The sequence below is a fragment of the Streptomyces sp. NPDC017225 genome (assembly GCF_044331465.1).
Taxonomy (GTDB): Bacteria; Actinomycetota; Actinomycetes; order Streptomycetales; family Streptomycetaceae; genus Streptomyces.
In genome coordinates this window covers 726,254-751,443 of sequence record NZ_JBIRNE010000001.1, presented here as the reverse complement: position 1 = coordinate 751,443, position 25,190 = coordinate 726,254, and the positions used below count along the sequence as shown (strand labels likewise).

Here is a 25,190-nt window from a genome sequence, read left to right as displayed (position 1 = left end):
AGCATGTGTGCCCGGGCTCACAGCACTTGCCTTCCCCACAACATTCCCACCCAGGCGAACAGCATCCGATGATCTGACGCGCGGTTGGATACTGGTAGCCATAGCAGCAGGTGGTTCCGTAGGGGCAGCAGCGGCGCTGCGGGCCGAAGAGGCAGAGTTCTCCGAAACAAGGGGGTGGTCCGGTGCACTTCTGCCTGCACATGTGCTTGCATTCGTAGCTCTCCCAGCCTTCCAGCCTGCACTCCCACATGCAGTCGTCCATGCAACTGTCGGCCAGAGCGACATCGGAACCGGACCCCACCCGAGGGACTGACCGATACGCGCCGCTTGTGCGATACAGAGAAGCCTCCGCCGTAGCCGTTGGGGCTGGCATGTCAACCGACCTCCTCCTTCCGTTACCCCCTCCTCCGTCACCGGTCGTAGTACGGAGACAGCTTGGTGACGAGGAAGGGGAATTCTTCCGTCACATCGACCCGGACGAAGAACTTCTCCGTCACGTCGGTTGCCCGGTCGGTGTAAGAGAACACCACGTCCTGAATGTTCCTGCTGCCGCTGAGCCGCGACGTCCGCGTCTCAATGGCTGTAAGGGAATGCCCCAATGCAAAGGCACGAGCGGTTCGCGCGTACATCTGCGCGTATCGCACCGCGCAATAGTTGAGGGCACGATGCTCGTTCGATGATCCCGCGTTGTCGGCCATCTGCATCACCCGGTCGAACAGCTCCCGGGAGGCCGACCGGAACGACTCCTCGTCGAGGCCGTCCGGTTTGGGCAGGCCCTCGACGAGAGAGTCCGTGTCGAAGGCGTAGATCTGATCGAACGCCACAACGGGGAGCATGAGACCGTTGCAGAAGTCGGGCGGTGCGATGGGGCCCCGCAGGCCGACGACCGCCTGGAGGTCGCTTGCCTGCGGTGACGGACCGATCGCGTCCACGAGCAGGCCGTAGTCCGCGGGATCACGTGGACGCAGGATGTAGGTGTCAATCCCCTGGATCGCCAGTACATAGCACAAGTGCTTGGTGAGATAGCGGCTCTGGGGATCCGACAGAACGGTGTGCAGAGCCTGCCTGTCCGTCAGGTTGGCTGTCTCGGCGCGGCCGGTCGCCTGGGCGAACTCCTTCTCTATCCCGAGGCTGGGAATACGAGCCTCGAGCCGGCCCACCGCGTATACGAACGGCGGATACGCCTCGGCAGTCTGGTGCGGGCCGTCAGCCGGAGGGCCGGCCCGACCGCGGCCACCGCATCCGCACGGTGACTTCTCGTGTGGGTGCGAGGACTCGGCGGGGGCCGATGACGCAAGGCTCACGCCCGGGGCGGACACCTCAGCAGGGGGAACCGTCCCACTGCTCGTCGTACGCTCAACCGATGGATCGGGCGCAACGGGGAATGACTCGGCAGGGCGTTCCGTGGGCTCGTCCATGAGCTCTCGCCTTCTTCCTGGATCAATGCGGTGCCCAAGGCTGTCAGCCTCGTGTCGCGAGCAGGGACTCGAATGCCCGCCACGCGTTCATCAGGGGAGGCACGACCGATGTGCGGTGCGACGGCGCTCCTTTCATCGCGGAGATCAGTTCCTCAGGTGTGGCCTTCGGAAGCTCGGACAGGATGAGAGCCGCGGAACCCGTGACGACGGCAGCCGCCGCGCTGGTCCCGCCGAACGGCCGGAGCCTTCCGTGCGCGCCCAGGCTCATCAATCCGTCCGCCATCACGCCGACGCCCCGTTGCCCGATCGACCGCCCGATGTTGGACAGCCGCCCGGGCCGTCCCTGAAGGTCGTATGCCACGACCGGGAGAACCGACCGGTGACGGGTGACGACCGTGCTGTCGATCGCCCCCTCGTTGCCGGCAGCGGCCACCACGATCGCACCACGAGCGGTCACATGGTCGAGCGCGTCCTGCACGACGCGGTGTTCCCTGGGCATCCTCGTGGTCAGAGACAGACTCATGTTGATGATGCGTGCACCGGCGTCCGCGAGTTCCACGAGCGCGTCAGCCAGTTCTGTCCATGTGGCGGCACCGGCGGAACGCGCTGCCGCAGAGCGGAAGACGGAACGGGTGACAAGTGTGGTTGCCGGACACATACCCAAGGCGCCCGAGCCGCGCTCAGCCACCAGGACACCTGCGGCGGAAGTAGCGTGCAGAGCGGCAGCGTCGTCCGCGTCCCGTTCTGCCACGTCTTTTGGACAGGCCCATTCGATCTGTGCCCTGGAAAGCCCCGGATGGCCGACCATCACCGGCCCGTCCACGAGTCCTACCCGTAGATCCGCCGCGCCTGCGCTTCGGGCCATGAGGGGAGCGACAGAATCCAGCGAAAGGGAAACCTCGGAGGTATGGGCGTCCGGAATCACAGCGCCACCACCAACCAGAATGCCCCCTGCGGTAATTCCAGAATAGCCGCCGATGCCTGCGGCCGCGCGCCCGGAAGGCCCTGTCCTCCCGAAGCTGCGGCGAAAGTCGGGGTGGCCTGTTCGACGGCTGCGCAGCCGTACCAACCCGGTGGCCGGCGAGCCGGACGCCTGCCCGCGGTTGACCCCGGCGCTGACCCGCCCGATCCGCTGGGAACTCGTCACCCAGCAGTACGTCCCGGATGATCGAGTACGCCACCTACGCGGCGATGCTGGAGGTCGGCCGGGTCCAGATGACCGGCGGACGCGGTGGCTTCCGTGGTGGGAACGGTCAAAGGCTCTTCAGCGCAGCGGCGCTGAGGCTGTCGGCCTCTGCCGTGTACATCACCAAGGAGAAACCTGAGCCGGGCAGGCCGAGGGTGTGCCGGTCGATTTCCAGCTCGCCCAGTGTGGGGTGACGTAGGCCTTTTCGCACGCTGGGTATGGGGCGCACAGCGTGATTGCGCCAGCTGCTCGCAAAATCTGGATCGTGAGTCGCGAACTCGTTGATCAGCTCTGCGAGCACGTTGTCTGTGGGGTACTGAACGCTGGCTGCGCGCAATTGAGCGGCTACCTGCTGAGAGAAACCGGATTCCGAACCGGGGGCGCCCGTGCAGAGGGTGTCACGGAATCTCGTTGAGATGCGCGTGAGGTTGCGCTCGTCGGGTGTGAGACGAGAGAAGTCTGTAATGAGAGCTGCGGCTGCTGCGTTCCAGGCGACGATGTCCTGCCGGTCGTTGACGATGTAGGCAGGGATGCCGTCGAGTCTGCCGAGTAGCTGTCGGGCGTCCTCGGGTACGTGCTCCGGCACGCCGTCGTTCTCTGCCGGCAGCACTTGTCCGGCCAGGCGGGCCAGATGGTCACGCTCTGCTTCAGTGAGCTGGAGAGCCGTCGCCAGCGCCGACAGCACCTGCGGGGAGGGCCGCGGTGCCCGAGCCTGTTCCAGTCGTTCGTAGTAGCTCACCGACACCTGCGCCAGGGCGGCTACCTCTTCGCGGCGTAGTCCGGGTGTGCGACGGGCGCGCCGGCCTGGTGGAAGTGTCGCTTCGGCCTGCACATCTTCTGGTCGCAGGTCCTCGCGGCGGCGGCGGAGAAAGTCTGCGAGTTCCTGGCTGCTCACCCTTCCATGCTGTCACAGGAGGGACAGCTGAGCCTCGCACTGCTGGTCCGGGGCTCAGCTGTCCGTTCCGTGCCCACCCATCCGCTGTGCATGGTGGCCTGGTCGGTTCGTTGACTACGAGGAGAAACGATGTCCAGGACCCCTGAGGGGACTTTTCGCCGCATGATCGATCTGATGCTGGCCAAAGACATGAATGCCGTGGCAGATCTGTGGGCGCCCGACGGAATCGCGGAATTCCCTTTTGCGGCCGGGAACTCCCCTCGTGTTCTCCGCGGACCTGAGGAGGTACGTGCCTACCTCACCAACTATCCGGATCTGATGGACATGAAGGAGGTGGCCGCTCTTACCGTGCGGCCCACAGACCGAACGGACACCGTCGTGGTCGAGTGGACGGCCACCGGCCGCACCCTGGCCACCTCCCAGCCCTACCGCCTGGACTACATCGTGGTCCTCACGGTCCGCGACGGGCTGATCGCCCTGTTCCGGGATTACTGGAGCCCGCTGTCGGCGGCCGCCGCTGCCGGCCGTCTCACCGGGCTGATCGACTCTCTTGAAAGGGAGGACGCCTGATGTCCGGGGTGCTCGTGACCGGAGGGACCGGCAAGACCGGCAAGACGCTGGCGCACGTGCTCCGCAGCGCTGGTGTGCGGGCTCGGGTCGCCGGCCGGAACCCGGTCGCAGCCGATCCCGATGCAATCCGCTTCGACTGGAACGACCCCACCACATATGGACCTGCGATCGACGGGATGGACCGGATCTTCCTGCTTCCGCCGGTGGAGAGTGTGGACCCGCTGCCGCTGGTCGAGCCGTTCCTGCGCCAAGCGCGGCGGGCCGGAATCCAGCGCCTCGTGATGCTCGGCTCCGCCATTGTGCTGCCGAACGCGCCCAGTGCTGCGGAGATGGCCGCTCAGGTTCAGGCTCAGCCCGGAGGTGTCGTACTCCGCGCGTCTGGCTTCATGCAGAACTTCCTGCGCCCGCACCCACTGGCCGAGCACATCCACCGACTCGGTGAGATCCGCACCTCAGCCGGTGACGGCGAGTTGGGGTGGGTCGATGTGCGGGACATCGCGGCCAGCGCTGCCGCGCTGTTGGCTGACCTGGGGGTGGACGCTCGAAGCGACTACCTGATCACCGGGCCGCACGGGATGAGCTATCCACAGGCCGCGCACATCATCACCGCGCAGACCGGCCGACAGGTTCGGGTGGAGCCGATTACGGAGGAGGAACAGGCTGCCGCCTACCGCACTTCCGGAATGCCGGCCGAGTTCGCTGCCGCCCTTGCCGCCGTCGAGCGCGGAATCAAGGAGGGACGCGAAGACCAGGTCAGCACTGCGGTGCTCGAACTGACCGGCCGTCCGCCGCGCACCTTCGCCGAATTCGTCTCTGATCACGCTCACGAGTGGACTCAGTAGTGTCTGAACAGCAGCGACGTGCGGTCGAGTAGGAACCACGCAGAGAGCGCGGTGCGGCGTCACATGACCTGACGCGCCAAAGGTTGCCCCGGCCGTCGACGATGAGGTGGTGCCTGCTGCCCGGCCGTGCCCGGTCGACCGGGCACGGCCCGCTCTCAGGCCCCGTCGGCCCGGCCCGCACGAGCGAGGAGTCGATCACCGCCCGTTCCCAGTCCAACCAGGGCCTCAGCGGTGACGGTGCCGAGGTAGCCGTATCCGCGCTTGTCATAGCGGGTGGCCACGGTTCTGAGTTGCTTGAGTTTGCCGCGCGTGGGACACGGATCTTGTCCAGGACCGGCTCGAACTGTGCGCGGTCCACCCGTTGTCCCGGCGTGATCAGTAGAGACAGCGGGCGGCAGTGTCCCTCCGCGGCAATGTGCATTCTGGTGGTCGGGCCGCCTCGGGACCGACCGAGAGCCTCGCCCGAATCCGACCTGCTGAGGACCGTACGTGATCGCAGACGGCGACGTCAGCGGCGACGGCCGGCGTGATCGCCATGGCCGTATTGCTCAGGGCAGCCTCGTCAGCCGAGCAGCGCGAGCAGCCGCCCCACCGCCTCCATGACGGGCCTGCCCACCTCGCCCACGGTCGCCGCGATCTGCGAGACGGACGCCAGGATCATGCCGCGCCCACGCAGGGCGGCCCGATCGGGGGTGAGCGCGGGCAGCGCTTCCTCCACGGTCCGGACCTGGTCCGGGGTGAGCTCCGGGCGCAGGTCGTCGAGGAGGCGGGTGAGGTCCGTCAGGGCGGCTCGGAGCTCGGTGTCCTGAGCGATGCCGTCGTTGTGGACGACGGTTCCCTGGTTGATGCCGATGACCCTTTCGCCGCCGTTCACGTTGACGACGTGTCCGTAGTAGTTCGATGTGTCGCTCATAGTTTGAACCCCGTGTTTCCCCTGCCGCCGTTCATGTTGACGACGGAACCGAAGTTGTTCGTGGTGTTGTACTGCTCGAGGACGGTGGAGAACTCGTATTCCGGGTGGTCGATCGCGTACACGATCCGCCCGGCTATCGCCCGCAGTTCATCGATGGCCGGGCCGGGTCAGGACGATCGTGGAACCGCTGTTCAGCTCGACGACCAGCACCGGCTTTCTCGACCAGAACAGGACGGCGCAGACAACGACCAGGGCGAACAGGGTCAGGACGCTCGGGGTAGGGCCGCCGCCCCCGCCCGTGGAGTCGAGCCGGGCGGAGACCAGGAGGGCGACGATCACCAACAGCAGGGAGTAGACGCCGGCCTTGCCCCAGGCGGGCTTCAGCCTGAACACTTCGACCCAGCTGACATTGCGCAACGGAACCGCCGCCGACCCCACCCACAGGATCTGCCGCTGGACCCGGAGTTCCAGCGGCTTTCCCCTGCGGGAAGGCAGCGGCATCGGCGGTATCTCAGGAGGCGGCTGCGGAGGCTGAGACGGGGGCCGGGGCGGAAGCTGTGGCGGAGGCCCGGGAGGCGGTACGCCGACGCCGCCTGTGTGATTCATGGTCCCCCCGTGCTGTCGTCACAACCACCCGCGCAGTGCGTGGCGCGGGAGCATTATTAAGCCTGTGCGGGGTCGTGGGACGGCAGACGAGATACGGCCAATCTGCCTCGCTCCTGCACGGGTGAGCTGGAAGTTCGTCGTCACGGCCCTGTCCCTCCCGAAGCTCCACCGAACACCCGGCCCCGCAGGATCCACGGCCACCGCACCCCGGCCGAGATCTATGCCGACCCCCTGGACAGCGGTGCCTGCACTCACCGCTTGAGCCGCCGTCGTTCTCGAGGAGGCTTGGTTTCGGACGTCAGGCGTTCGGCGGCGCGGGGCGCATGCCTTCGAGCAGGGTGTCAAGGTAGCGGTGGGCGGTTTCGGTCTTGTCGGCGGGTGTGCCGCCGTGGACGTTCACGGCATGGGCGATGCCGCACATGAGCGGGACCAGGTCGCGGGCGGCGAGGTCTGGTCGGACGGCTCCGGCGTCGCGGGCCCGGTCGAGGAGCGCGGTGCCGGCCGACGCGAGTGACTCCTTGAGCTCCGTGGTCCGCGGCAGGGCGTCCACGGCGGCGGAGGCGACCGGGGGCAGGGCTGCATCGGTGAGCTGGGCTTCGAGGACACGGGACAGGAAGCCCTCCAGCGCCCGCCAGGGGTCGGCGTCGGCCAGGGCCTGCTTGCCATGGCCGACGAGGTCTTCGAGGCAAGGGGCTGCGACGGTCTCCAGCAGTGCCTCGGGGGTGGGGAAGTGCCGGTAGACGGTGGCGACCCCGAGGCCGGCCCGGTGTGCGACATCGTTGAGCTGCAGGGGGGTGCCCTGGTCGACCAGGGCACGGGCGATCGCGACGATCCGTTCCCAGTTGCGGGCGGCGTCCTTGCGCAGCGGTGTGGCCGTCATGGGAAGTGTCCAGGTTGCTCGTCTTGGTTCGCGGGCCGGTCAGGTGATCATATGCGGGCCCTTCCGGGCGGGCGGTGTCTTCGGGTGCCGGTCCGCCTGGCTGACCCGCCCACCACCCGGGTCAGCGAGCGTCGTTCCGCTCGGCGAGACGGCCGGTGATGGTCTCCAGCCACTGGTTCGGCTGCTCCAGGAACGGCAGGTGCCCGGTGGCCGGCTCGGCGGTCCGCGCGTCGGGGACGGCGGAGGCCAGTTCGTCCTGGAGGGCCGCCGGTGTCAGGCAGCCGGCGGTGGTCACGACGAGGGTCGGCGCGGTGACGGCCGCGGGATCGTCGCGGCCCTCGGTTCGGCGGACCAGGAGCGATCCGGGCGGAGGCGCCGTCGAAAGCGCGAGGGCGCTCTGCTCGGCGGCCGCGCGCACCTGGGCGGGCGTGAGGGAGTTCGGTGCCGGGCGCTGACGGTCAGCTTGGTCGGGCACTGGGCGAGTACGAGGTGCGCCCGGCGTCGTAGAGCTGCCGCCGGATCGCGGCGGCCGGCCCGGTGCGGGTGTCCATGCGGGCGAAGGCCGCGCTCCGTACGAGCGCGGTGACCACTGCGGGTGGCGCTCGGCGACCCGCAGGACGACCGCGCCGCCCAGCGGTCACCCGCAGACTGCGGCGGTGTCGAGTCCTTCCGCGTCCGCCGCGGCGACGAGCGGGTCCGCCAGGTCGTCGAGCTCCGGGGGCGCGGCAGGGGTCGGAGTGGTGCCCGAGCCGGGGTAGCCGACGCCGACGACGGTGAGCCGCGCGGCGAGACCGTACACGATCGGCCCGAGGCTGGCCGCGAAGCCGCCGCCGGAGCCGTGGGCGAGGAACAGGCCGGGGCCGGAGCCGTACACGGTGCGGGATCCGTGCACCGTGCGGGCGTAGGGGTCCGGGTCTGCGGTGGTCATGAGGGTGTCCTCGTTCGGAAGGAGTGAATGGGCGGCTGTGGCGGTGGGGAGGCGCTGGTCGTGCGGCCGGCGTCGGGCCCCGCGCTCATCCGAGGTGCTCTGTGTCCGCTGGGGTGGCCACAGGTGCGTGGGCCTGGCTGAGCCGACGCACGGCGTCGGCGATGCGGGGGCCGGTCGCGGCGCGGAACGGCGCGACGGGTTCGGCCGAGGGGCCGATGACGAGGCCGGTCCGGCCGGTCAGCGCGGGGTCGGTGGCGGCGGTGATCGAGGGCCGGGCGGCCACGGCTGCGGAGCCGGAGGTGGAGCGTTCGAACAGGCGGCGCACCAGCGGCCACAACAGCCGCAACGGCGGGGAGACGATCTTCGGGTCGGTCAGGGTGCCGTCGGTCATGTCGGTCGCGGCGCCACCGGGATCGGCGGCGAAGATCGACACGCCCGTTCCCCGCAGCCGCTTCGCCAGGTCGAGCGTGTAGGCGAGGTTGGCCAGCTTGGCGCGCCCGTACCAGTGGAAGCCGTAGTAGCCGCCGGGCGGCTCGATGTCGTCGAACACCCGCCTGGCCGCGCCGACCGCGGCCGAGGTCACGTTCACGACCCGGCTGGGTGCCCCGGCCGTGAGCGTGGGCAGCAGCAGCTCGGTCAGCAGGTACGGCGACAGGTGATTGACCACGAACGACGCTTCGACGCCGTCGATGTGCTGCCGCCGGGCGAACATCGCCCCCACGTTGTTGACCAGCACCGTCAGCGGTTCCCCCGACGCCGCGTGCTCGGCGGCGAGCGTGTCGGCCAGCGCGCGGACCTGGTCGAGCGAAGCCAGGTCGGCAGAAAGGAACCGGCCGGGGTGCGCGGGTTGCTCCGCGTTGATCCGCTCGACCGCCCTGGCGCCCCGGTCGGCGTCGCGACCGATCACGGTGACGGCGAATCCCGCGGCGGCCAGCCCCAGTGCCGTCTCCAGGCCGATGCCGCCTGTGCCGGCTGTGACCACGGCTGTCTTCGTCATGAGCTCCTCCATCCAAAATAATCGGATAGGTCATCCGATTGAGTGGACGGTAACATAAACGGATTACCTATCCGCTTGCGGATTGGCCGGCCTGAGTGTCGTCCGTGAAGCGCTTCCGCTTGGACATGTCGGGGGAGCCCTTCGTGGCCTTCGATCCGTCGACGACGGACCGCTGGTTCCACGTCGCTGCGCAGGACCGGGGCCGCGAGCAAACGCCCGGGCGCGCGGCGGAGATGCGCGCGAGGGGATGGCAGGACGTGGACGAGCACCGGTGGTGGCGCACCTGACTGCCCGAGACGACGGACCCGACGGCAGCCGCCGCACTCGCGCGAGTGGTCGTCACCGATCTTCAGGCCCGCGGCACCACGTGCCCGGACGAAGTGGCCGGCTGGGACATCAGCGCCGGTGACAACGGCAAACCGTGGGCGCCCGGCATCGGAGTCGACGTGCATCCGCGCCGCGGAGAGTACTTCTGGACGCTCGGGAGATCCACGCCAGAGCGTGCGCCAGCCCGCGTCGGCCCTGGTGCGGCCACGAGCGGTGAGGCGGCGAGCCGCCAGTGCGCGCGGGCCGGTGTCCGTACCGCGCCGGGTGCGCCCGCGGCGGCGACGCGGGCGCCGAGTCGTCAGGCGGGTTGGACGGTGACGGTGCAGAGGCGCTTGGTGGCCCGGGTCGGGCTACGTACAAGTTCCTCGCCACCAGGGCGGGCCGTGATGACTTCCTCCGACTTCACGACCACGCCCCCGTCGATTTCCGGCCCGCTGGCTTCGGACGCCGGCACGACGCGTGCGTGGCGAGCGATGCCCTGGGCCCGACGAAGTCTCCACCTGGTGACCGTTCGCCGGCCTCCCCGACGATCCGGATGTCCTCGGCGGCGTCCGTCATCGGCGGGAGCTCCGCCCCGCCGGCGGATCGTCGTCGACGAGGAGCACGCTGATAGCGGTCATGGACCCTACGGAACCACGGCCGCCGTCCGCAGGCGGGACGGGCCGCCGAGGCGGTCAACCGCGCAGGACCACGCCGTACCGGATGCGCAGCCGGTGGATCTCCCACCAGGCCACCGCCGTCACCGAGGCAGGGCCGCCCAGCAGGGCACACAGCTGGATCGCCGGCGGCCCGGGCGGAGGCCCGCCCGCGACCAGGCCGATGGCCGCGAACTCCCAGACGAGCACGCCGGTGAGCAGGGCGGGCAGGGCCGCGTGCACCTCTGCGGAGTTGAAGGCGCTGCGGACGGCGGGCCCGGAGGCGAACACCACGAACAGCAGTGCCCAGAGCATCGGGACGAACGCGCCGAAGAGGAGCAGGGGCGCCAGGAAGACCTTCGCCGCGCCGACGGACGCCCCCTCCGCGAGCCGAGTGCTCGTCCAGCCGCCCGCCAGGCCGAGCACCGGTACCAGGCCGAACGCGCTGAAATACCACAACGCCGACCGACCGGCGGCGCGCAGTCGCTGCCGCATGACCCCCCGCGCGTCCGGCGGGGCCCACCGCAGCAGCACCGCCACCACCACCGGCGCGCTGAGCAGCAGCAGCCACGGCGTGATCACCAGCCGCATCCAGTACTGCGACTGGGCCTGGGCCATGTCCTCCGGCTTGCCGTAGGCGATCAGGATGAGCAAGGACATGACGGCGGCGGTCCAGGCGCGCGCCTTCTGCACCCGCGCCACCTCCGGGTCCTCGAGACGGCGGTGACCGCGCGCGGGGAAGAGCCGCCGCGCCCGGCTGCGGGCCGAGCGGGCCAGCGGGTAGCACACCAGCAGGGGCAGGGTCATTCCCCACAGGCACGGCGTCAGCAGCAGTGCCCACACACAGCCGTGGACGCGCTGTCGCCCGCCCCGCAGCACCTCACCGAGGGGCGGCCACTCGTCCTCGCGCAGCCGCCGCCACAGAGAGGTGTGCGGCGGACGCGGGCCATATGGGTACGGGCCGGGCTGCGGCGGGAGGTACGGAACCTGCGGAGGAGTCCCCGGCGGTGTCGCGTACGGGTTGCCGCCCGGCGCCGCCGGCGGCGTCTGGTACGGGTTGCCGCCCGGTACCGGCGGCGGCTGGTAGGGGTTGCCGTGCGGTGCTCCCGGCGGCTGGTGCGGGTTGTGTCCCCCGAAACTCACGCTGCTGTCCTTTCCCGAGCTGTTGGTGATGTTCCGGAAAAGTCAACTGCTCCGCGACCGATGGGACATGGGGAGGCGTCAAGAAGCCCGGCATCCGCCCTGGATCCGCCCCGGGCGTGCCCGGCGGCCCCTGGCAGGATCTCCGCATGCGGACCTTGTACGCCCTGTTCGTGGGCATCGACGACTATCCCGGGAGACCACTGCGGGGCTGCGTGAACGACGTACGGGAGGCGGAGGCATGGCTCCGGCGGCAGGACCATGTCGCGTCCGACATCCGACGGTTGCACGACGGCGACGCCACCCTGGCCGCCGTGAGAACCGGGATCGAGCGGCATCTCGGCCGCAGCGGGCCGGGTGACACCGCACTGCTGTGGTTCAGCGGCCACGGCAGCGAGGAGCCCACCGACGCGCCGTGGGAGGGCACCGGCCTGTCGCAGGCCCTGGTGTGCCACGACAGTCTCGACGACGGTCGCCCACCACTGTGGGACACCGAACTCGGTGTGCTGCTGGACGGTATCGCCGCGCGCGGGGCGCATGTGGTGGCCGTGCTCGACTGCTGCCATTCGGGCGGCGCCACCCGGGACGGTGCCGCTGTGCGTGCCGTGCCCTGGCGTCCCTGGTGGTCCTCACGGGCGACGGTCGGGGCACGGGACGGCGGGGGCCAGGGGCCGCTGCCGCGCCGGCACACCCTGCTCGCCGCCTGCCGGCCGCAGGAGCGCGCCCACGAGCAGGTCCTCGACGGGCAGGTGCGCGGCTACTTCAGTCATGCCCTGCTGGAGGCGCTCGGCAAGCTGGGACCCTCGGCCACGTACGGCGGCCTGCACGCGCTCGTCGAGGAACGCGTGCGCCGGCTCAGCTCGGTGCAGCACCCCGAACTGCGCGGCGGCGAGGACCGGCGTTTCCTGTCCGACGACCCGGTGCCGGGCTCCCCCTTCCTGCTGCGGCACACGGCGGCGGGCTGGGAGGTCAACTGCGGCCAGGCACACGGGCTGCGCGCGGCAGGAGCGGAGTTCACGCTGCTCGACGGCGGCGGCACACCGAGGGCGGTCGTCGTCCGTGAGGTCCGGGCGGAGTCGGCGCTGGTGGACCCGGTGGGCTGGGGTGCGGGGCCCGCTGACCGGGACGCGGTGTTCGGGGTGACGCCGTCGGCGCTGGCCTTCCCCCCGGCGGCCGTGACGCTCGCGGGCGACCCCGACGTCGTACGCCTGATCGAGGCGGCCGTCACCGGCGCGCCCATGCTGTCGCCGGCCGCGGCCGGCACGGCCGTGCCGTCGGCCGGCGCGGGCAGCGCGCCACTGCGGGTGGACGCGGGCCCGGACCGCGCGTGGGTGTCGGGTGGGGCCGGCCGGGACCTGCCGCCACTGCCGGTGCGGTCGCCCGCCGACGCGGACCGCGTCGCCGACTGCCTGACGCACCTCGCGCGCTGGCAGCATCTGCGCGACCTGGTCAATCCGGATCCCTGGCTGTCGTCACTCGTTCGGATCACGGTGGAGCCCACGGGGGTGGGAACCGTGCGGCACTCCGCCGATGGGGAGATCGTCTGCTCCTACACCGCCGATCACCGGCCGCCGCAGGTGATGGTGGGCATCCACAACGACTCCGACCGTCCCCTGTGGTGTGTCCTGCTCGACCTGACCGACAGCCACGCCTCCTCCTCGAGCCTGTACGACGGCGACTTCGTCGGCGCGGGGCGTACCGGCCGGGCCCGGCGCGGCCGGCCTGTGTGGCTGTACCTGCCGCCGGGGCGCGCGGTGGTGCCGGGGGCGTTCACCCGGGACTGGCTGAAGGTGATCGTGGCGGAGACCGAGCTCAACACCGCGCCGTTCGTCCTGGATCCGTGGTCCCCCGGCGCGCCCTCGGCCGCACGGACCGGCGGCGCCCCGGGGGCCACCGCGGACACGCTGCTGCGGCTGACCGCGCCGCCGGGCGGCCGGAACGCGGGCGGACCCCCGCAGGGCCCGGGCCGCTGGGGCACGGCCCAGGTACGCGTACGGACCGAGGTGCCCTGAGCCGGCCCACCGGGCCGGCTCACCAGCCCAGGTGGGTGAACCCTGCCCAGGCAGTCAGGTCGTCGCCGTGGATCCGCCCGACGCGTGCCCAGAGTTGGGCCGGCATGTCGGGCGGGGGCGTGCGCAGGTCGTCGAGCATCCACAGCTGGGCACTGCGCAGCGCCTGCCCGGGCGGCAGCCCGTCACGGTGCATGAAGTGGTGGGTCATGTACATCAGCAGCGATGTCGCCTCGTCGGGCACCGGCCACAACGACCCGATCACCGAGCGTGCTCCGGCGACGAGGAACGCCGTGGCCAGGCTGTACGCCTCGTCGTAGCCGTGTCCGGACACATTGGTCCGGCAGGCGGCGAGGACGACCAGGTCCAGGTGGCGGTAGCGGGCCACCCCCTCGGTGAGCACTTCGGCGGCCAGGTTGCCGCCGGACAGGACGAGACCGGCGCTGTGCCGCTCGCCCTGGCGCACCACGCCGTGGCAGGCGAGGTGCAGCAGGCCGCCGCGCTGCCGGCCCAGCCAGTCGGTGACGGCGGCAGGGGTGGCGGTACCGGGGCCGAGCAGTTCGCCGTCGGGGTGGAAGGCGCGGTGAATCGCCTCGGCCTCCTCGCCCGCGTGGTGGAGGTCGCGGGTGGGGTTGCCGATGACGAGCACCTGCCGGGTCGCGGCGGCGGGCCGTGCGGCCACCTCGCACAGCAGCCGGGCGGACGGCAGATAGGAGATGTCGGCGAGTTGGCAGGCACGGCGTCCTCCGGGCAGGCGTGCCGCGTGCCACGGCACGGCCCCCAGTTCGGCCATGGGGACCAGGATGACGGACGGGGCGCGGCCGTACCCGCGGGGAAGCTCACCGAGCAGCTTCTCCATCACCGCCTCGCCCGCCCACTCGCACAGGCGCTCCAGCGCGGCGCGGCTGTCGTCCGGGTGAGCCGCGGAGCCTGAGGGGGTGTCCGGCAGGGGCGGTCCGCCGGCGTCGCGGCCGGGGGTGCCCGCGGCCCGGTAGGCGGCCAACGGGCCCGCGGACACGGAGAGCCGTGGCAGGTCGACGACTCGTGTGCCGCCGTCGGATGCGATCACGAGGGCTCTGCCGGGTTCGGGCCGCCGTCCGAAGAAGACCTGGTCCTTCAGGCCGGGCTGCTCCTCGGCGGCGGGCACCAGGTAGACCAGTGCCGTGGCCCCCAGGGCGCGAAGAGCGCCGGCGATCTCCTCGGCCGACGGGGCGTCCAGCAGCCGCCGGCGCAGCGGGGAGGCGGCCAGCGCACGCAGTACCCGGCGGCGCAGCCGGCTGTTGGGTCCGCCGGGCGGTGGCAGGGCGGCGGCCACCGGGGCGTCCTCCGGCCCAGGGGCTGCCACGTCGCCCGCCCGGCGCCACTCGTGGGCGAGGTCGTCCTGCCCGAGCGCGGCCAGCATGTCGGGCACGGTGGCGGCCACGGTCGCCGCGTGCAGGGTGAGTCCGCGTCCGGCGTCCAGGGCGCGGACGGCGTCCGTGTGGGCTCCGTCGGCCAGGCACCAGCGGGCCACGGAGACGGCCTCCTGACCGGCGCGCCGGGCGGTCTCGGCGGCGTGCACCGTACCGGACTGCAGCAGGACCGTCCAGGCCATCGCCTTGAGAGACTCCAGGCCGATGCGCCGGGCCTCGTCGTGGTGGGGCCGCTTCGCCGACGGGTCGTACAGGTGCGCGGCGTCGCCGCGGAACCGGTGGGCGTCGGCGAGGATCGACCCGGTCCATCCCCAGCTCGGGTTCTCCGGTCCGGCGGCCAGCCGCCAGGTGTGCCGGAGCCAGGAGATGCCCTGGTCCAGGTGGTGGAACCGGTGCGGGTGTGGGGCGACGGACATCACGCCGAGGCTGCAGTGGCTCGTGCCGAGGGTGAAGGCGGAGCGGGTCCAGCGCATGTCGTCAGGGTCGTCGAGCAGGTCGAGGGCGTCCTCCAGCATGCGCTGGGCGTCCAGGGCGCCCTGGTAGTCCCTGGCCATCATGGCCTGGCCGGCGCGGGTGTTGCCCAGAGCGCTGAGCCGCTCGATCCGGGCGTCGCGAGGCAGGGCCGCGATCTGCCGCCGCACCTCCTCCGGCGAGGCGGGCGCGGGGTGCGTGTCCGCGCTCGGCATGCGTCCCGTGCGGCGGGCGCGGATAAGCTCCAGCCCTGTTCTGGCGTTGGCGAGATGGGCCTGGAGGCTCAGGGCGTCCATGTGGCCGGGCGGGAACCGGTCCAGTACCGACTCCAGCACGCGGATCTGCTCGGTCAGCGCGTCCTCGTCCTCGCGGCGCGCGGCCTGGTGGATACGGAACATGGCGAGCTGGCCCGCCGCGGCCACGCGCTGCTCGTCGCTGAAGAGGGGCGAGTCGGACAACCGGGCCAGGTCCTCGACGGCCGAGTCGAAGTCGTCCTCCCCTCCGGTGAGCTGGGCGAGATGGACACGCAGCCCGGCGTGGTGGTACTCGAGGGCCGCGCGCTGCGTGCTGCCGGGAGGGAGCAGGACACGCGCCTTCTCCAGCCGGGCGATCTCGTCCTCCATCTGGGCCGGGTCGTCCATGTGCTGCAGCCCGGACGAGGCGCCCATGGTGGCGATCATGCCCTGCCAGTTGTCCTCGGCAGGCCCGAACTCCGCTGCTTCGCGTCGCAGTTCCTCCTCCCTCCGCGGGTCGGAGATGGTCTGGTCGAACCGCAGCATCGGCAGCATGGCGAGGATGTGGCCCGCCCGCAGCCCCGACATCACGGTGCCCCTCGGCAGCTCCCGCCAGTCCGCGTACAGGCGGCCGAAGGCCTCACGGCCCGTCGCACAGCCCAGGCGGTCGAGAACGAGCGCGGTCAGCCGGCTCAGGTCCCGGGAGTCGACCGTGCCCCCGCCGGCCGCCTCCTTCAGCTCGTACATCAGCGCATGAAGGTCGTAGGGCGGGTACGCCACGTCAGAACTCCCTTCCGGGCATGCGTGGCGCGGTCCGCGCCAGGTACGGCGAGAGCACGCCGTTGAGCCAGCGTTCGCCCTCCTCGGTGCCGAAGTCGACGGGCGGGGCGCCGGTGGGTTCCAGCGCCGGTGGCCGGCCCCGGTCGTCGAAGAGGACGGCGACCCGGTCGGCGGGGTCCCGCTTGGACGGCCATACGAAGCCTTGCGCCCAGGGCTTGGTGTGGGTGCGGATCCAGTGGCCCCAGTCGCGGGTCTGCGGGTAGTCGGCGCCCTCGGCGTGGATGAGCCAGGGGTCCTGTGCGAGCGCCGCCAGGTCGGACGCGGACATCAGGGAGACGACCTCCGTGTCGTCGGCCAGCCGCAGGAAGGACAGGCTGCGCCGCTCGAACGCCTCCCGGGGCAGCAGCCGCGGGCCGCCGTCACCGGGGAAGGCCAGCGAGCGCAACAGCACCTCGCACACGGCGGCGCCGGGGCTGAACCCGACGTACAGGTAGCCGTAGCGGTCGTACGGGGTGGTGTCGAAGCGGCCGCCGAAGTAGAAGGCGTGCGAGGTGCGGGAGTTGTACGCGGCCGGATCGCGGGGGCTGGTGTGAACGCGGTACAGGGGCGTGCCGGCGCACAGCACGGCGCGGGCCGGTACGCCGGGGAGGGTGTCGGGGGGCGGGTACTTGGGCATCGGCTACTCCCCCGTGTCCATGCCCACCAGGGCGTCCGCGGCGCCGCGCAGTTCGGCGTCGCGGCCCTGGCCGAGGAGGGAGGCCGGGGTGCCCTGCCACCAGGTGCTGCCGGACAGCCACCAGTCCGCCGCGCCCCACGGGTCGAGGTCGGCGCGCAGCACGGAGTTGACGTCGAGGACGACCTGCCAGGGCATGGCCCCGGCCTCGAACTGGAACAGCGGGACGCGTCCGCGTCCGTCGTCGTCGGAGAGCACGATCAGCAGCGGGTCGCCGCCCTCGTGCCACGGCGCCGCCGGTTCGGACAGCAGGCGTTCGCGTACGGGGCCGTAGAGCGGGCCGACCATCGGGTTGCCGTCGAGGACGAGCATGCACAGGTCCTGCACGCCGTACCCCTGGTGCAGGACCGTCGAGGGCGGTCCCGAGAACCGCGCCTGGGCTCCGTCCTCCCGCAGTGCGGCGGCAGCGTCGGGCGGCAGGGCGTCGAGCAGGGTCCGTGCCGCGCGGTCGGCGGCCGCGTCCCGGTCGTCGCCGGCGGTGCGCAGCTCGGCCAGCCGCTGTCCGAGCATCCGTGTCGCGGCGGGGCCGAGCAGACTCCGGTAGCTGCTCCACTGCGCCGCGCACGCGGCGAGCACCTTGAAGGGATTCACACGCACCTGTGCCTTGTCTCCTTGTTGTCGGGTAACCCGTCGCCCGCCCGGTGCGGCCGGCGCGCCCCGAGCACGTCGGTGACCAGGTCGGCGAGCGACGGCCTGCGGACGACCAGGTGGACGTCCCGGTCCAGCGCGGTGCCGGCCGCGAGGGCGGCCCACAGCGCGCTGACGCTGGTCTGCGGCGGCAGGCCGCCACGGCCCGCGCCGAGCAGGGGGAAGCAGACCGACCGCAGCGGCGGTCCGAAGCCGTCCCGTTCCTCCTCCATCAGGGCGAGCACGCGGGCGGCGGCAGCCGTGACGTCCTGCGGGGTGACGTCGTAGTCGTTCGTGCCGGGCCGGGGGACGGTGACGGCCGCGTGGTAGATGCGCCGGACTCCCCGCGCCGCGAGGGCGCCGGGACCGGTCGGCGCCACCGTCCCGGGCAGGACGGGACGGCCGCGCAGGCCGTTGCCGGCACGCCAGTCGAGCAGTTCGTCGTGGACCGGGTCGGCGATCACGTCGCCGACGGCGTCGCGCAGGGCACCCGCGCGGCGCAGCGCCGCGGACACGGACGCCTTGTACATCTCGGGCAGGCACAGGTGGGTGTTGAGCGGCGAGACGATCACGTCGATGTCCCGCAGGAGTTCGACCGGATGCACGTGCAGGGTCAGCTCCACGGGCCCCACGCGCAGCGCGCGGTGCTGCAAGGACGGTGCGAGCAGGGGAACGTGCGTCGCGTCGGTGCCGCGGTCGCGTGTCCCGGCGATCCAGCAGATCTGCTCGGCGATCTGCCCGAGGACCATCTCCTCGTGGCTCTTCCGGAAGCGTTCGACGCTGACGCTGTAGACCTGGGCGGCGAGCCGGCGGCGGTCCGCCGCCGGCCGGTCACGCATACCGGGGGCCAGCCCGAGCGTGAGCGAGGCCGCTTCCTGCAGGTCTCCCCCACCCAGACCGGACACCGCCGTGCGCAGGAGGTGCTCGACCTCGACGGGCCAGGCGTCGGTGACGGCGGCGGAGCGCGCGGCAGCCGCCTGGCGCAGCAGAGGGAGGGGGAGGCCGCGGATCCGGACCAGTCCTTCCGCGCGGATCATCTTCACCTCCCGAAGGACCGAGGCGACATCGAAGGGCGTGGCACCGGACGACATGGGCCCATGATCGCGGGCAGCGGACATAAGCCGCAAGTTCCGTGGCACCCGGCTCGGTTCACGCTACTGGACGCCGGCACCCGCGGGCGGGGCGCCGGCTGGTCGTCATCCGGTCGGGGCGAGGTCGCCGCCCGGTCGGGGTCCGGCGGCCGGGGTGTGCCTCGGGCCGAAAGCAGCGGCGTGCCTCGGACCGGAGGCCGCGCCGTGCGTCCGGCTCGTTCGGCTCGCTCGGCCTGCTCACAAGCAGCCACGCCCGTACCGCGAACCCGCCGTGTCTTTCCGGAGGCCGTATTCCAGTCGGCCGCCGGTTCGAGTGGTCCGTGAGGGAATTGCCCGACGATCTCACACCTAAGCAGGTCGACGCCTGGATCGAACTGGCCGGATTGGTGCGGGGCCCCGGTTTCCGCACCCGGTTGCGCACATGGACGGAGCTCAACACCCCCGCACCGGGGCAGGGCCGTCGCTTGGGGGCCCGTCCGGTGGGCCAGGCAGATCAAGCGCGGCCCGCGTCACCGCCTGCACTCGGCCGGGGCGGCTCGGCACCGAGGACACGTCGGACCCGGGGAACTCCCGCCCCAGCGTCTGTCGGTGATGTCGCGGTACTCGAGAACCGCTTCCGGATTCCCTCTGCGTGCTCGTACGGCGTCCCGCGCCGCTCGGGGCAGCCCTTCACGCACCCGGACGTTGCGCGTCCGTACGACGCGGCGCGGTCAGGTCACGGTCGTCGTCGAGGAACCAACGGGGGGCAAGGACACCGGCCCGAGTCGCGGCCGGTGCGCGGAGCCTTCGCGCAAACCCGTTGGCGGACCACGGCGGCCACTGCTAGCTTTCCGGAGGCCGTGCGAGAGAACGAGGAGGTGGTACCCGTGAACGCAGTATCGACCTGGGTGCTCCCCTTCGGGGTCACGGTCGGGCGATAGGCAGGTCGTCCGGGAGCGCCGTTCCAGTGCACTCCGAAAGGCACGACCATGCGTTTCACTTCCGAGCAGCGCCTCGAAGACGGCGTCCTCGAACGCGAATTCACCCTCGACGGGATCCCCGGCATCCTGTGGACACCCGCATCGGCGTCCGCATCCGCACCGACGCCGCTGATCCTGCTCGGCCACCCTCCCCTCGGGCTGCGCAAGATGTACCCCCGGCTGGTGGGCCGGGCCCGGCACTCCGCGGCGGAGGGCTTCGCCACCGCCACCATCGAGCTTCCCGGAAGCGGCGACCGGCCCCGCCTGCCCGCCGCCGAGCAGGCCCGCGCCGACCTGCGCCGGGCGTTGGAGGCCGGTGAGCCGGTCGCCGAGGAGATCGTCGACGCCCTGGTCCTCCCGCTGGTCGACACGGCGGTCCCGGAATGGCAGGCCGCCCTGGACGCCCTCCGTTCGCTGCCCGGGATCGGCGGCCCGGTCGGGTATTCGGGGGGTGTGATCTCCGTCGGGATCCGTCTGGCGGTGGTCGAGCCGCGCATCTCGGCCGCCGTTCTGTTCGCCGGGAGTCTCGTACCGCGTGCCATGTTTGAGGAGGCCCGGCGGATCACCGTTCCGCTGCACGTCCTGCTGCAGTGGGACGACGAGGGGAACGACCGGCAGGCCGCCCTGGAGCTGTTCGACGCGTTCGGGTCCAAGGAGAAGACGTTGCACGCCAACATGGGCGGGCACACCGGCGTTCCGCGGTTCGCGGGGGACGCCGCGACTCAGTTCTTCACCCGGCATCTGAGCTGACCGCCGACCGTCCCCGCCCTCGGGCGGGCAGCGGACGGCGGTACCGCGGTGTCATCGTCAGCGGCGGGGGCGGCGGTGCGGATGCCGGTCTGACGGAGGCCCGGGCCTCCCGGCTGTGATCGAACCGGTTGCGTGCTCCGGGCGGCCCTCCTCCCCCGGGTCAGCAGGTCCTTTTCGTCGAACCGGTGGGCCTGCGTCGGTTCCGGCCCGACCCGGGGTCATGTCAGCGTCGGTCTCGGGTCGGGTTCATCACCGACCGTCAGCAGTGGATCGCCGAGCACGAGAGCAGGTGCAGCGGTGCTGGCCGGTCTCAGCGGAACGCGGCGACATTGCGGGCGGCCCAGTCGGCGAAGGGGCGCGGAGCGCGGCCGAGGACCTGCTGGACGTCCGGGCTGACGCGCAGCTCGGCCGGGCTCGGGGAGCCGAGAATGTCCAGAGTGTCGTCGGCGAGCTCCGTCGGCATGCTCTGGGCCATGGCAGTCCTGGCCTCGTCCCGGGTGAGTTCGTGAAACCTCACCGGCGAGCCCAGCGCGGCTGCGATGGCCTCCGCCTGCTGCCGCGGAGTGATCACCTCCGGGCCGGTCAGCTCGTAGACGCCGCCGGTGTGCCGGTCTTCCGTCAGGCAGGCTGCCGCGACCGCGGCGATGTCCGCCGGGTCGATGAGCGGCACCCCGACGTCGCCGAAGGGCGCGGCGACGACCTGCTGCGCGCGGACGGACTCGGCCCACCACAGGGTGTTGGAGGCGAAGCCGCCCGGTCGCAGGATGGCCCACTCCAGGCCGGACTCCCGCAGTCCGTCCTCCAGTGCGCGCATCGCGATCCGGGTTTGGCCGGAGGGCCTGGTCACCACGCCCAGCGTGGAGAGCAGGACGACCCGGCGGACCCCGCCGGCCGCCGCTTCGCCGATGATGTCGGCAGGGTTGGCTCCAGTGGCGTGCAGGTCGCCGGACAGCAGCAGGAACAGCGCCTTCGCCCCGGCCAACGCGGGCTTGAGGCTGGCCGGCTCGGACAGGTCGGCCACCACGTGACGGACGCCGTTCGGCACCGCCGCCGGGTGCCGTGACACCGCCGTCACCTGCTGGCCCGCCTCGGCCAGTGCCTGCGTCAGCGGCCGGCCGATATTCCCGGTGGCCCCGGTCACTACGATCATGATCAGCTCCTTGTCGGATGTTCTCTGTGGCCGTCACGCTAGGAGTGCGGGCTAACTTCTGGTAAGGACATACCTCGGGGTAAGCTCATGCGATGACGGGAAGCGTGCAGCACAGAGAGGCCGAGGCGGAGAAGCGGTATGACGTGTTTCACACCGACTGCCCCGCGCGCAATGTGGTCGACCACGTGACCAGCAGGTGGGGCGTGTGGGTACTGATCTCGTTGCGGAGCAACAGCCTCCGGTTCTACGAGCTGCGCGAGAGCATCCGGGGGATCAGCGAGAAGATGCTCGCCCAGACCCTGCGCGCGCTGGTCCAGGACGGTCTGGTCTGGCGGGAGGTCGAACCGACGACGCCACCTCAGGTCACCTACGGTCTGACCGAGTTCGGCCGGGACGTCGGCGAGCCGCTGACGGAGCTGTTCGACCGGATCACGCAGCGTCTGTCGCCGCGCAGCGCGGGATAGCGGGGCTGCTGGCGTCGGACCTTCGCCGTGCCACTCGTGGTGACGGTCGCAGCCGTCGTCCTCACGCCCGGCTGCCGCCGGAGACCGCGCCGAACCGGCACAGGGGACTCGACCTGCCGGGCCCTCAGGGCCATCGCGCTGAGCGCCTGCGGGACAGCGACGACCTCAGGGTCCACGCCCGTGACGGAGGTCGTCTTGGCCGCGGTCAACGACCGCGCGCCGCCCGGATCCGGCCGAGCCACTCCGTGCCCAGCCGGCGCCCGTCCGGGAACTGGTCACACCGGTCCCAGCGCCACGCTGTGACCATCGCCAGCACGAGAACCCGGCACTCGCGCAGCACGTCCTGGTCGACACCCGGGTAGTGCTCGCCGGCTTCCTCGGGCGCATGAGCGAGGTCGAACTCGACAGGACCACGGCAACACGTCTCGAAGTCGATGAACAGCGGCCCGCTCCTCGTGGCGAGCACGTTGCCCGGGTGCGGCTCGCCGTGCAGCAACTGCTCGCCGCCGCACTCGCCGACCACTCGCCCCAGACTGCGCAACGTGTCGCCGAGCAGCTCCCGGTCCGCTTCGGCAAGCGCCGGTGTGCGGTCACGGTCCGCCACGAGCCGTCGCGCCTGCGCGACCCGATCGGTGAACCGCGGCACCGGCACGTCCAGCGTGCGCATGCCGGCATGCAGCCGCTCGAGTGCACCGGCATGGTCGGCCGGTGAGACCTCCCGAGGCCCCACGGACTCGTAGTAGGTCCACAGCGTGACCACAAACCCGTCACGCTCATGGACACGAGGCTCCACCCGAGGATCGAGCGCAGCCACAGGACACCCGGATTCGGCCAGCCGCCGAGCAACACCGACCTCGAACCGCGCGACCTGATCCTCTACAGGTGCCACCCGGGCCAGGACGTCACAGGGCAGAAGACGCAAAGTAAGTTTGTTCGAGTCGTAGAGAACGACCACGTCATCGACAGCCAACCCGAGCGACGAGACAGTCGACACGGCCGCAGCCGTCGCACGCCGGACCTCTGACACCCGCACAGCCGCCTGGCCCTCCCCCGAACGCCGCTACAACTCTCCAAGCGATCCAGCCTGCGCGCACCCTACCAAGCCGCCGACAGAGCCAGCCGTACGACAGGCAGGCCACGACGGAGCCCCCGACCTGACCTCCGGCGCGCACCAGGCGGAGCTGGTCGCGCGTCTGAAGAAGCTCGGCGCGACGCCTGCCGACGTGGGTCAGGGCGATGTGCCGTGGACGGTGCTGGCCGACCCGGAGGGCAACGTGTTCGGTGTCCTGGAGCCCCCGGAGCTCTACCGGGACACCGGGCCGATAGCCGCCGTGGTGGTCGACTGCGCCGACCCACGGGCCATGGCCCGGTTCTGGGGCGCGGCGATCGACTGGACCGTCCAGGAGGTCGCCCGGCTCGAAGGCCTCGGCGCGACGCGGACCGACGTGGGTCAGGTGAGGTCTCCTGGGTCGTCATGACGGACCCGGCGGGCAACGAGTTCTGCGTCCTCGGCCGGGGCTGACGCGGAACTCGGTCCGCGCCCTCGTGGCGGTGCGGCAGTACGCGGGGCTGGTTCACTCGGCCCCGGTACCGGGAGGCGAGTGCGTCTTCGACGCCGGGGCACCGGACCTGGACCTGGACGCCCGTGTCCGCCGGTTCGGTACCGAGCGTTCCTTCGGCGCCCGGCGCCCGGCGTCCTCGCATTCACCGGAGCGCGTCGCCGCTTCGGCCCACCGGTGTCACGGTGCGCAGGGGCAACGCGGTGAGCAGCGCGACAGCGATCAGGAACGCGCTCGACCACAGCGGCCCGAGGTTCCCGGCTCCGCTGCCGAGCGTGGTCGCGGCGATGAGGGGACCGACGGCGGCTCCGACGTTGAGTGCCACCGTCGCGTACGAGCCCGCCATGGTGGGGGCCCCTTCCGCCTCGTACAGGACCCGCGTGATCAGGGTGCTGCCCAGCGCGAACGACAGGGCCCCCTGGACGAACACGAGGGCGAGGAGGACGGCCGGCTCGTCGGCCAGCACGGCAAGGGCCGGCCAGCCGACGAGCAGCAGCGGGCCGGCGACCGCGATGACCGTGCCGGGGCGCTGGTCGGACAGGCGACCGGCGACGGTGACCCCGGCGAAGGAACCAAGACCGAAGAGCACCAGCGCGACTGGTACCCACAGCTCGCTCAGCCCGGCGGTGTCGGTCACGACGGGGGCGAGGAAGGTGAAGCCGGCGAAGGTCGCCGCGTTCACGAGGGCGCCCAGCAGCATCACCAGGACCAGCCGCCGCCTTGCCAGCTGGGCGAGCTCCGATCGCAAGGCGGGCCCGCCATTCGCCCGTTCCTCCACACGTCCCGCCGGGATGCCCTTCAGGATGCCGAGAGCCGCGGGCAGGCAGAGAGCGGCGACCGCCCAGAAGGTGGCCCGCCAGCCGAGCAACGCGCCGAGCACCGAGCCGCCGGGGACACCGGCGATCGTGGCCGTCGTCGTGCCGGACAGCAACACGGCCAGCGCACGGCCCTTCTGGTCGGGCGGCACCAGCGCGGCGGCAGCCGTCAGGGCGACGGCGAGGAACCCCGCGCTGGCGAGCGCGGCGACGACCCGGGTGGCGAACAGGACCGGGAAGCTCGTGGTGACGGCGCCCACGAGGTGAGCCGCCGCGAAGGCCAGGACGAACCCGAGCAGGCTTGAGCGCCTGGACCGGTCGCGGGCGAGCGCGGCCACCAGGGGGGCGCCGACGATCATGCCGATCGCGAAGGCCGAGGTGAGCACGCCCGCCGTCCCGACCGAGACGTCGAGATCCGAGGCGATGTCCGGCAAGAGGCCGGCGAGCATGAACTCCGAGGTGCCCATGGCGAAGACGGCCACGGCGAGCAGGTACAGCGGAAGAGGCATCGAGTGGCTCCGGGGCGAGGAGAGGCACGAGTAGGTCGTCCCGTCACCGCGGCCGGCCCCCGAGCGCGCCCTCGTCCGGCCCCGGAACGTGGGGCGACGGCAGGGCTACGAGCTCAGTGGTTCAGGGGGCTGACGGCGTGACCGAAAGCCCCCACCCTGTCTGACTCAGGACTCGGCATGGCCCGCACGCTATCCGACCACTGCCCGTCGACGCACCTTGGTTTCACCGGTTGTCGGCCCTCCGCGCCGCGTGGGGTCCTCGCCGTCGCGTCGGGCAAAGGGGCAGGCGCC

General features: G+C 71.6%; 24 protein-coding genes and 4 pseudogenes. 7 read left to right on the top strand and 21 right to left on the bottom strand.

Annotated features, from left to right (window positions below):
- Positions 1 to 410 precede the first annotated feature (410 nt).
- The 3 genes from ACH4NX_RS03305 to ACH4NX_RS03295 all read right to left on the bottom strand — a co-directional run bounded on the left by ACH4NX_RS03305 (position 411) and on the right by ACH4NX_RS03295 (position 3,499).
- Positions 411 to 1,160, bottom strand: a complete 750-nt coding sequence (locus ACH4NX_RS03305) for a hypothetical protein (protein WP_351400677.1) — start codon at positions 1,158 to 1,160, stop codon at positions 411 to 413.
- Between the two features lie 301 nt (positions 1,161 to 1,461).
- Positions 1,462 to 2,241 (bottom strand): S8/S53 family peptidase, encoded by a 780-nt coding sequence (locus tag ACH4NX_RS03300; RefSeq protein WP_351400676.1) that lies wholly within the window; start codon positions 2,239 to 2,241, stop codon positions 1,462 to 1,464.
- A 430-nt stretch (positions 2,242 to 2,671) separates the two neighbouring features.
- Positions 2,672 to 3,499, bottom strand: a complete 828-nt coding sequence (locus tag ACH4NX_RS03295) for a helix-turn-helix transcriptional regulator (RefSeq protein ID WP_351400675.1) — start codon at positions 3,497 to 3,499, stop codon at positions 2,672 to 2,674.
- Between the two features lie 162 nt (positions 3,500 to 3,661).
- Between ACH4NX_RS03295 and ACH4NX_RS03290 the strand changes: the two genes are divergently transcribed.
- Both ACH4NX_RS03290 and ACH4NX_RS03285 read left to right on the top strand, forming a co-directional pair.
- The gene (locus tag ACH4NX_RS03290) at positions 3,662 to 4,069 is read left to right on the top strand and encodes a nuclear transport factor 2 family protein (protein ID WP_351400674.1); all 408 of its coding nucleotides are present in this window, start codon (positions 3,662 to 3,664) and stop codon (positions 4,067 to 4,069) included.
- Positions 4,069 to 4,911: an NAD(P)H-binding protein gene (locus ACH4NX_RS03285; RefSeq protein ID WP_351400673.1), complete on the top strand. Its 843-nt coding sequence runs from the start codon at positions 4,069 to 4,071 to the stop codon at positions 4,909 to 4,911. The genes ACH4NX_RS03290 and ACH4NX_RS03285 overlap by 1 nt, the downstream gene beginning before the upstream one ends.
- An 85-nt stretch (positions 4,912 to 4,996) precedes the next feature.
- Here the strand turns inward: ACH4NX_RS03285 and ACH4NX_RS03280 are convergent.
- The 9 genes and pseudogenes from ACH4NX_RS03280 to ACH4NX_RS03240 all read right to left on the bottom strand — a co-directional run.
- Positions 4,997 to 5,104, bottom strand: a pseudogene (locus ACH4NX_RS03280) (IS5/IS1182 family transposase); the annotation flags it as partial.
- Between the two features lie 108 nt (positions 5,105 to 5,212).
- Positions 5,213 to 5,371, bottom strand: a pseudogene (locus ACH4NX_RS03275) (IS5/IS1182 family transposase); the annotation flags it as partial.
- A 102-nt stretch (positions 5,372 to 5,473) separates the two neighbouring features.
- Positions 5,474 to 5,824 (bottom strand): hypothetical protein, encoded by a 351-nt coding sequence (locus ACH4NX_RS03270; RefSeq protein WP_398127461.1) that lies wholly within the window; start codon positions 5,822 to 5,824, stop codon positions 5,474 to 5,476.
- Positions 5,821 to 5,946 carry a hypothetical protein gene (locus ACH4NX_RS03265; protein ID WP_398127460.1) on the bottom strand — a complete coding sequence of 42 codons (126 nt, stop codon included), beginning with the start codon at positions 5,944 to 5,946 and terminating at the stop codon, positions 5,821 to 5,823. The genes ACH4NX_RS03270 and ACH4NX_RS03265 overlap by 4 nt, the downstream gene beginning before the upstream one ends.
- Before the next feature lie 25 nt (positions 5,947 to 5,971).
- On the bottom strand, positions 5,972 to 6,325 hold the full coding sequence (locus tag ACH4NX_RS03260) for a DUF6232 family protein (RefSeq protein ID WP_398127459.1): 354 nt from the start codon (positions 6,323 to 6,325) through the stop codon (positions 5,972 to 5,974).
- Positions 6,326 to 6,728: 403 nt separating this feature from the next.
- A complete protein-coding gene (locus ACH4NX_RS03255) occupies positions 6,729 to 7,310 on the bottom strand; it encodes a TetR/AcrR family transcriptional regulator (RefSeq protein ID WP_351400670.1) in 582 nt (193 codons plus the stop codon).
- Positions 7,311 to 7,431: 121 nt separating this feature from the next.
- The gene (locus ACH4NX_RS03250; protein WP_398127458.1) at positions 7,432 to 7,785 is read right to left on the bottom strand and encodes an alpha/beta fold hydrolase; all 354 of its coding nucleotides are present in this window, start codon (positions 7,783 to 7,785) and stop codon (positions 7,432 to 7,434) included.
- A gap of 162 nt (positions 7,786 to 7,947) precedes the next feature.
- On the bottom strand, positions 7,948 to 8,238 hold the full coding sequence (locus tag ACH4NX_RS03245) for a hypothetical protein (RefSeq protein ID WP_351400668.1): 291 nt from the start codon (positions 8,236 to 8,238) through the stop codon (positions 7,948 to 7,950).
- Positions 8,239 to 8,323: 85 nt separating this feature from the next.
- Positions 8,324 to 9,235 carry an SDR family NAD(P)-dependent oxidoreductase gene (locus ACH4NX_RS03240; RefSeq protein WP_398127457.1) on the bottom strand — a complete coding sequence of 304 codons (912 nt, stop codon included), beginning with the start codon at positions 9,233 to 9,235 and terminating at the stop codon, positions 8,324 to 8,326.
- A gap of 104 nt (positions 9,236 to 9,339) precedes the next feature.
- On the opposite strand from ACH4NX_RS03240, the gene ACH4NX_RS03235 reads away from it, so the two are divergent.
- Positions 9,340 to 9,522, top strand: coding sequence for a hypothetical protein (locus ACH4NX_RS03235; protein ID WP_398127456.1), 183 nt, complete (start codon positions 9,340 to 9,342; stop codon positions 9,520 to 9,522).
- 338 nt (positions 9,523 to 9,860) lie between these two features.
- Here ACH4NX_RS03235 and ACH4NX_RS03230 read toward each other — a convergent pair.
- A pseudogene (locus ACH4NX_RS03230) lies at positions 9,861 to 10,046 on the bottom strand (hypothetical protein); the annotation flags it as partial.
- Between the two features lie 190 nt (positions 10,047 to 10,236).
- On the bottom strand, positions 10,237 to 11,340 hold the full coding sequence (locus ACH4NX_RS03225) for a hypothetical protein (RefSeq protein ID WP_398127455.1): 1,104 nt from the start codon (positions 11,338 to 11,340) through the stop codon (positions 10,237 to 10,239).
- 146 nt (positions 11,341 to 11,486) lie between these two features.
- Between ACH4NX_RS03225 and ACH4NX_RS03220 the strand changes: the two genes are divergently transcribed.
- On the top strand, positions 11,487 to 13,349 hold the full coding sequence (locus ACH4NX_RS03220) for a caspase family protein (protein ID WP_398127454.1): 1,863 nt from the start codon (positions 11,487 to 11,489) through the stop codon (positions 13,347 to 13,349).
- Between the two features lie 19 nt (positions 13,350 to 13,368).
- Here the strand turns inward: ACH4NX_RS03220 and ACH4NX_RS03215 are convergent, their stop codons facing one another.
- From ACH4NX_RS03215 to ACH4NX_RS03200, 4 genes are read right to left on the bottom strand one after another with little or no spacing between them, the layout of a single operon-like run.
- Positions 13,369 to 16,242, bottom strand: coding sequence for a CHAT domain-containing protein (locus ACH4NX_RS03215; protein ID WP_398127453.1), 2,874 nt, complete (start codon positions 16,240 to 16,242; stop codon positions 13,369 to 13,371).
- A gap of 1 nt (position 16,243) precedes the next feature.
- Positions 16,244 to 16,918 carry an RES family NAD+ phosphorylase gene (locus tag ACH4NX_RS03210; protein WP_351394084.1) on the bottom strand — a complete coding sequence of 225 codons (675 nt, stop codon included), beginning with the start codon at positions 16,916 to 16,918 and terminating at the stop codon, positions 16,244 to 16,246.
- Between the two features lie 3 nt (positions 16,919 to 16,921).
- Positions 16,922 to 17,572 carry a hypothetical protein gene (locus ACH4NX_RS03205; RefSeq protein ID WP_351394082.1) on the bottom strand — a complete coding sequence of 217 codons (651 nt, stop codon included), beginning with the start codon at positions 17,570 to 17,572 and terminating at the stop codon, positions 16,922 to 16,924.
- A complete protein-coding gene (locus tag ACH4NX_RS03200) occupies positions 17,563 to 18,693 on the bottom strand; it encodes a hypothetical protein (RefSeq protein WP_351394079.1) in 1,131 nt (376 codons plus the stop codon). Before ACH4NX_RS03200 ends, ACH4NX_RS03205 begins: the two co-directional genes overlap by 10 nt.
- Positions 18,694 to 19,661: 968 nt before the next feature.
- Here ACH4NX_RS03200 and ACH4NX_RS03195 point away from each other — a divergent pair.
- Positions 19,662 to 20,402, top strand: coding sequence for an alpha/beta hydrolase (locus tag ACH4NX_RS03195; RefSeq protein ID WP_351394077.1), 741 nt, complete (start codon positions 19,662 to 19,664; stop codon positions 20,400 to 20,402).
- Between the two features lie 310 nt (positions 20,403 to 20,712).
- Here the strand turns inward: ACH4NX_RS03195 and ACH4NX_RS03190 are convergent, their stop codons facing one another.
- On the bottom strand, positions 20,713 to 21,552 hold the full coding sequence (locus tag ACH4NX_RS03190; protein ID WP_398127452.1) for an SDR family oxidoreductase: 840 nt from the start codon (positions 21,550 to 21,552) through the stop codon (positions 20,713 to 20,715).
- A 92-nt stretch (positions 21,553 to 21,644) separates the two neighbouring features.
- Between ACH4NX_RS03190 and ACH4NX_RS03185 the strand changes: the two genes are divergently transcribed.
- Entirely contained in the window at positions 21,645 to 22,016 is a 372-nt protein-coding gene (locus ACH4NX_RS03185) for a helix-turn-helix domain-containing protein (RefSeq protein WP_351394071.1), read from the top strand.
- Between the two features lie 205 nt (positions 22,017 to 22,221).
- On the opposite strand, the gene ACH4NX_RS03180 is transcribed toward ACH4NX_RS03185, so the two are convergent.
- Complete coding sequence (locus ACH4NX_RS03180) at positions 22,222 to 23,049, bottom strand: phosphotransferase enzyme family protein (RefSeq protein WP_398127451.1); 828 nt, start codon at positions 23,047 to 23,049, stop codon at positions 22,222 to 22,224.
- 124 nt (positions 23,050 to 23,173) lie between these two features.
- Between ACH4NX_RS03180 and ACH4NX_RS03175 the strand changes: the two are divergent.
- A pseudogene (locus tag ACH4NX_RS03175) lies at positions 23,174 to 23,538 on the top strand (VOC family protein); the annotation flags it as partial.
- Positions 23,539 to 23,720: 182 nt separating this feature from the next.
- Here ACH4NX_RS03175 and ACH4NX_RS03170 read toward each other — a convergent pair.
- Positions 23,721 to 24,899, bottom strand: a complete 1,179-nt coding sequence (locus ACH4NX_RS03170; protein WP_351394065.1) for a Cmx/CmrA family chloramphenicol efflux MFS transporter — start codon at positions 24,897 to 24,899, stop codon at positions 23,721 to 23,723.
- Positions 24,900 to 25,190: the final 291 nt, after the last annotated feature.

Excerpts from the sequence above, each read along its gene's own strand:
- ACH4NX_RS03260 (WP_398127459.1), bottom strand. The coding sequence starts at position 6,325 with ATGCCGCTGCCTTCCCGCAGGGGAAAGCCGCTGGAACTCCGGGTCCAG.
- ACH4NX_RS03170 (WP_351394065.1), bottom strand. The coding sequence starts at position 24,899 with ATGCCTCTTCCGCTGTACCTGCTCGCCGTGGCCGTCTTCGCCATGGGC.
- ACH4NX_RS03210 (WP_351394084.1), bottom strand. The coding sequence starts at position 16,918 with ATGCCCAAGTACCCGCCCCCCGACACCCTCCCCGGCGTACCGGCCCGC.
- ACH4NX_RS03245 (WP_351400668.1), bottom strand. The coding sequence starts at position 8,238 with ATGACCACCGCAGACCCGGACCCCTACGCCCGCACGGTGCACGGATCC.
- ACH4NX_RS03290 (WP_351400674.1), top strand. The coding sequence starts at position 3,662 with ATGATCGATCTGATGCTGGCCAAAGACATGAATGCCGTGGCAGATCTG.
- ACH4NX_RS03285 (WP_351400673.1), top strand. The coding sequence starts at position 4,069 with ATGTCCGGGGTGCTCGTGACCGGAGGGACCGGCAAGACCGGCAAGACG.
- ACH4NX_RS03190 (WP_398127452.1), bottom strand. The coding sequence starts at position 21,552 with ATGATCGTAGTGACCGGGGCCACCGGGAATATCGGCCGGCCGCTGACG.
- ACH4NX_RS03195 (WP_351394077.1), top strand. The coding sequence starts at position 19,662 with ATGCGTTTCACTTCCGAGCAGCGCCTCGAAGACGGCGTCCTCGAACGC.
- ACH4NX_RS03220 (WP_398127454.1), top strand. The coding sequence starts at position 11,487 with ATGCGGACCTTGTACGCCCTGTTCGTGGGCATCGACGACTATCCCGGG.
- ACH4NX_RS03240 (WP_398127457.1), bottom strand. The coding sequence starts at position 9,235 with ATGACGAAGACAGCCGTGGTCACAGCCGGCACAGGCGGCATCGGCCTG.
- ACH4NX_RS03255 (WP_351400670.1), bottom strand. The coding sequence starts at position 7,310 with ATGACGGCCACACCGCTGCGCAAGGACGCCGCCCGCAACTGGGAACGG.
- ACH4NX_RS03270 (WP_398127461.1), bottom strand. The coding sequence starts at position 5,824 with ATGAGCGACACATCGAACTACTACGGACACGTCGTCAACGTGAACGGC.
- ACH4NX_RS03185 (WP_351394071.1), top strand. The coding sequence starts at position 21,645 with ATGACGGGAAGCGTGCAGCACAGAGAGGCCGAGGCGGAGAAGCGGTAT.
- ACH4NX_RS03200 (WP_351394079.1), bottom strand. The coding sequence starts at position 18,693 with ATGTCGTCCGGTGCCACGCCCTTCGATGTCGCCTCGGTCCTTCGGGAG.